This window comes from Pseudonocardia sp. (assembly GCF_025965585.1).
In the GTDB taxonomy this organism is placed as follows: domain Bacteria; phylum Actinomycetota; class Actinomycetes; order Mycobacteriales; family Pseudonocardiaceae; genus Pseudonocardia.
In genome coordinates, this window is sequence record NZ_JAOPWR010000443.1 from 1 (window position 1) to 4487 (window position 4487).

General features: G+C 68.6%; 4 protein-coding genes, 3 pseudogenes and 1 other annotated feature. Of the genes and pseudogenes, 2 read left to right on the top strand and 5 right to left on the bottom strand.

Features of this window, described 5'->3' with window-relative positions; all coding sequences use genetic code 11:
• Positions 1–173: 173 nt before the first annotated feature.
• A pseudogene (locus JWR81_RS27205) lies at positions 174–931 on the top strand (IS3 family transposase); the annotation flags it as partial.
• Positions 472–606, top strand: a sequence feature (AL1L pseudoknot). Its footprint overlaps the pseudogene before it by 135 nt.
• Before the next feature lie 303 nt (positions 932–1234).
• Positions 1235–1417, top strand: a pseudogene (locus JWR81_RS34570) (transposase); the annotation flags it as partial.
• On the opposite strand, the pseudogene JWR81_RS34575 reads toward JWR81_RS34570, so the two are convergent.
• The 5 genes and pseudogenes from JWR81_RS34575 to JWR81_RS27230 all read right to left on the bottom strand — a co-directional run.
• Positions 1406–1576: pseudogene (locus JWR81_RS34575) on the bottom strand (hypothetical protein); the annotation flags it as partial. The pseudogenes JWR81_RS34570 and JWR81_RS34575 overlap by 12 nt on opposite strands.
• Positions 1577–1652: 76 nt before the next feature.
• Complete coding sequence (locus tag JWR81_RS27215; RefSeq protein ID WP_297659071.1) at positions 1653–1850, bottom strand: hypothetical protein; 198 nt, start codon at positions 1848–1850, stop codon at positions 1653–1655.
• Between the two features lie 482 nt (positions 1851–2332).
• On the bottom strand, positions 2333–3145 hold the full coding sequence (locus JWR81_RS27220) for a DUF4190 domain-containing protein (protein WP_297659068.1): 813 nt from the start codon (positions 3143–3145) through the stop codon (positions 2333–2335).
• A 296-nt stretch (positions 3146–3441) separates the two neighbouring features.
• Positions 3442–3708, bottom strand: coding sequence for a hypothetical protein (locus tag JWR81_RS27225; protein ID WP_297659069.1), 267 nt, complete (start codon positions 3706–3708; stop codon positions 3442–3444).
• Between the two features lie 51 nt (positions 3709–3759).
• On the bottom strand, positions 3760–4041 hold the full coding sequence (locus JWR81_RS27230; RefSeq protein WP_297659070.1) for a hypothetical protein: 282 nt from the start codon (positions 4039–4041) through the stop codon (positions 3760–3762).
• Positions 4042–4487: the final 446 nt, after the last annotated feature.

Below are 4487 nucleotides of genomic sequence, written 5' to 3' on the forward strand. Positions count from 1 at the left end.
CAACACGACGACCGGAAGTCACGAGGTCCCGGACCTTGCGACGGAACTCCGGCGGGTATCTCTTCGGCATGCGGGTCGGTCCTCCGAGCTACTGGGATGAGTGATCATCCAGTAACCCGACTCCGGACTACCCGGGGCACATCACTCCTGACCTTGGAAACGAGGATGGAGTCATGCCGAAGGAACAGTCCCCGGGTAAGCCGACCACGCGGCGGTACTCCGAGGAGGAGAAGGCCGCCGCGGTGCGGATGGTTCGCACGCTGCGCGCGGAGCTGGGCACGATCACGGCACCGTGAAGCGGGTGGCCGATCAGCTCGGCTATGGGACCGAGTCGGTGCGGTTGTGGGTGCGCCAGGCCGATATCGACGACGGCCACCAGCCCGGGGTCACCACCGACGAGGCCGCCCGGGTGCATGAGCTCGAGCAGGAGGTCCGCGAACTGCGGCGGGCGAACGAGGTCCTCAAGCGGGCCGCGAGTTTCTTCGGGGCGGAGCTCGACCGCCAGTACCGCAGGTAGTGGCGTTCGTCGACGCCCACCGCGACGACGTCGTGGAGGGGCGCCGGCTCGGGGTCGAGCTCATCTGCAGCGTGCTGCAGGTGGCCCCGAGCAGCTACTACGCCGCCAAGACCCGCCCACCTTCGCCGCGAGCGCGCCGGGATGCGGAGCTGATCCCGCAACTGGTCACGCTGTGGGAGAACAACTACCGCGTCTACGGAGCCCGCAAGCTCTGCAAGGCCGCCCGCCGCGCCGGCCTCGATGGCGGCCGCGACCAGGTCGCCCGGCTCATGGGCCGGGATCGAGGGCGCCCGACGGACGAAGCGGGTCCGCACCACGCGCACAGATCCGGTCGCGGCCCGGCATCCGGACCTGGTCGAACGCCAATTCCGGGCCGACGGGCCGAACCAGCTGTGGGTCACCGACCTGACCTACGCCCTGGACCACGCCCCCACCACCGGCGGCACCCGAGCGTCGCTGCGTTGCCCCGCCGCACAGCTGCGCTCACCGGACGGCTGGGTGAAACACCGGCTCAGCCGCTGGCTCGACGACACCGGCCACCCGATGACCCCGCCCAGCGCATGGGCCACGATCCAGCACGACGTCGCCGCCACCCACGGCGCCGCGGCCGCTGCCCGGTTGCGCTACGGCTCACACACCCTCGAACCGTCTGACCTGAGGTTCCCCCGGTAGCTCGGAGACCGACGATCATGGCCGTAGGCCGTGAAGGGAGTCTCTGTGGCAGCACCGAAGAAGAAGTACCCCGACGAGCTGCGTGAACGCGCTGTCCGTCTCTACCGGGAGACGCACCCGCGCCCGGTGATCCGCCGGCTGGCCGAGCAGCTGGGCGTGCACCACGAGGCGCTGCGGAACTGGCACGCCGTTAATCACGGTGGCCCGGTCGCGCTCGATGCAACGCAGCGCGTTCTCGCCCGTGAAGTGCTCGAGGCAGGAGATGGAGCATCCCGTGACCAGCGCAGTCGCGATGGCCAGGAACGAGCCTCCGACGTGGAAGAAGGGCAGCGCGGCGAGGATGCGGTCCTCGGCCCGCACCCCCATCAGCTCGGCCATCGACGCCACGTCCGCCAGCGTGGTGTGGCGGTGCCGGGCGCCCTTCGGGAAGCCGGTCGTGCCGGAGGTCTAGACGAGGATGACGTCATCGGTCGGTTCGACGGCGGCGCGGGCGGCGGCGACTGCTGACTCGTCGCGAGATCCGGCGAACAACGCGTCGTACTCCGGGGTGCCGACTGCCAGCCCTGAACAAGAACAGCACGGTCAACGCACCAGCGACGACCTGCGGAAAGATCAAGCTCCAGGTGTGGCCGCCGAAGACCCGCGCCGAGAGCGCCTGCACCCACAACGCGCCGGGCAGCTTGTCCAGGCTCAACGTCCCAGCCGGGTCGAAGGAGCCGAACGCGAAGTTGTGTCAGCTCGACGTCATGCTTGCACGGCGGCCGCGTAGTACGGCTCGGGCGGAAGCTCCCCGATCGTCCAGCCGTACGCCACGGCGGTTCCTGCCACTACCGCGAGCTGCCCAGCGCGAGCCCAGCAGGGGCCGTCCCGGGATCCGATACGGAGCCGTCCGTGATCACCACGACAACATGATGCAGACCGCGGAACGCTCGTCCTGGTTGGGCTACCCGGGAGCGGAAAGCCGCCGCCCTGCCCCCACATGACCCGCTCGACAGGCGATTTGACCTGGTGCGATGCCAGCAGGAGGACAAGGAGGGCCCCCTCGCCGCGGGGTGGCGAGGGGGCCCTCCTCTTGTGCGTGCCCGGCCGGGTGTGTGACTACCTCGGTGGCCGGGCACAGTCAGCGAGAGAGGGTGGTCGGGGTCAGTTCACCCAGGACAGCGGGTCGCTGAACGGGCCACCGTTGTAGGTCAGGGTGTAGGTGCCGGGCTGGTTGTCCTTAGCGTCGAAGCAGACCTGACCGGAGGTCGTGCCACCCGGCGCGAGCTGCCCGGAGGACAGGCTGTTGTCGCCGCCGATCCCGACGTCGGTGATCGCACCGGCCGGGTTCTGCAGCTTCCAGTCGAAGATGTTGTAGGACGCCTGCCCGCTACCGGTGTTGCGGTAGCTGACCTCGGCGCACTTCATCGGGCCCATGAACTGCGAGGTCTTGCTGGTCAGCGGACCGGCAGTCAGCTGCAGATCCCCAGAGGTGAGGGTGTCACCGGGCTTACCGGGCGCCGTCGAGCTGTCCTGTCCAGACACGGCCGGAGCGGCGCCTACCGGAGCGGCCGCCGAGGGAGCCGTGCTGTTCGCGACCGCGGAGGTGAATGCGGAGGCGTACACGACGCACATGATCAGCCCGATCAGCGACAGGATCGTGCCGGCGATCGCGACACCACGGTTGGTGGCCTTGCCGGACCGGGCCCGGAAGAACCCGACGATGCCGAAGATCAGGCCGAGGATGACCAGCGGCCAGGCGATGACCCCGATGAACGGGATCAGCGAGAACAGGGCACCGAGGATGCCGAGCACCAGGGCGGTGGTGCCGAGCCCGTTCTTCGGTGCGGGCGCCGGGGGCTGCGGCACCCAGTTCTGCTGCGGCGGGCCCCACTGGGGCGGGACCTGGCCCTGCGGCTGGTGGTAGGACGGCGGCGGGGTGGTGGGCCGGTTGTCCGGCGGCTGCGAAGTAGTCACACCGGATGTTCGCCAAAACGTGGCCGGCCGTTTCCCACGGGACGGCCGAATACGCATTATTGATGAGATATCTGGCCCAGACTTGACTATGCCAGATAGCCGGTACCGGCTGCATCCTCGCCTAGACCAGATGCCCCTTGCTCGTGCGCCTGGAATCGACCGCGGGCATGAGCGGCCGCGGGTCGAGGTTGCTCGAGCACGACTGTCATACCCCCCATTATCGGCAACGAATATCGTTACCGATATCGATGGTGTAGCAGGGCGGACAGATCCCTCCTGGGGCGACGAGCCTGTCGTTATCGCTCGTCTGACCTTTCGAGGTCGGGGTGCGGTCCCCACATAGCGCCGAAGCGCGAGGCCAGCCTCAGGTATGCGGCCGCGGTAGGGGAATCCAGGACGAGCTCCTCGGCGGCGACGGCCTTGTTGAGCTGCTCGTAGAGGCGTTCGGCATCGTCGGTCCACGCGAGATCGAGCAAACCGTGCAGCCTCGCGAAGGAGGCGATCATGTCGGCCGGCGTCGTGCCAGCGACCGCAGCAGGAGGTGCGGCGTCGGAGAAGTCCACAAGCGCTCCGGTGATCTGCGGATCTCCGGTCAGCAGTCCAGCACCCAGCGCTCAGATCGCCTCACCCATTGTCGCGAGATCCGCGGCGTCGAGTTCGACCACGGAAAGCCGGAGATACTCGGCTCGCCACTCAGGGGCGAAGAGCCGCGGGGCCGTGCGCTCCTGAGTCGGCTTGAGGACCCCCCAGATCCGGTCCAGGGCCTCGAGCCCGAAGCCATCGGCAAGCACCGATGGCAGCTCACTTTCCAGCGTTTCGTCGACGAGCGCGATGAGCATCTCCGTGAGTTCGCTGACGACCTCGATGACCGCGTCACCGAGGTCGGGAACGACCACCTGCCTGGTATTCATCCTGGTCAGAAGCCTAGCGCCGGTCACCGACAATCCTCAGCCTGCTCGTTCGGGCCGGTCTCGCCCCTCCAGTGGATGAACCTGAGCGTCGAACCTGCGAACTGCGTCCTGATCCGGTCATGGGAGGACCTTCTGGTCGTGCCCGGGCGTGAAGTCGCGCTTGGTCTCCTGGCTGCCGCCGCACGCGCACTTGTGCACCGCGGGTTGGGCGGCCGCTTCGCGAACCCGCCGGCCGGTCATCAGGAAGCGGCGTTGGGTTCCGACCGCAGAACGGCCGCGACATGGCGTTGCTCGAAGAAGACAAGGCGCCAACTACCAGCCGACCATGCCGTGCGCGGCGCGCTGCCGGGCCGAGACTTCCGCCCAGTACGCAGCCTCCGCCCGCCGGCGCGCGAGCTTGGCTCGGTCGGCGTCGGTGAGGGGCTCGGCGG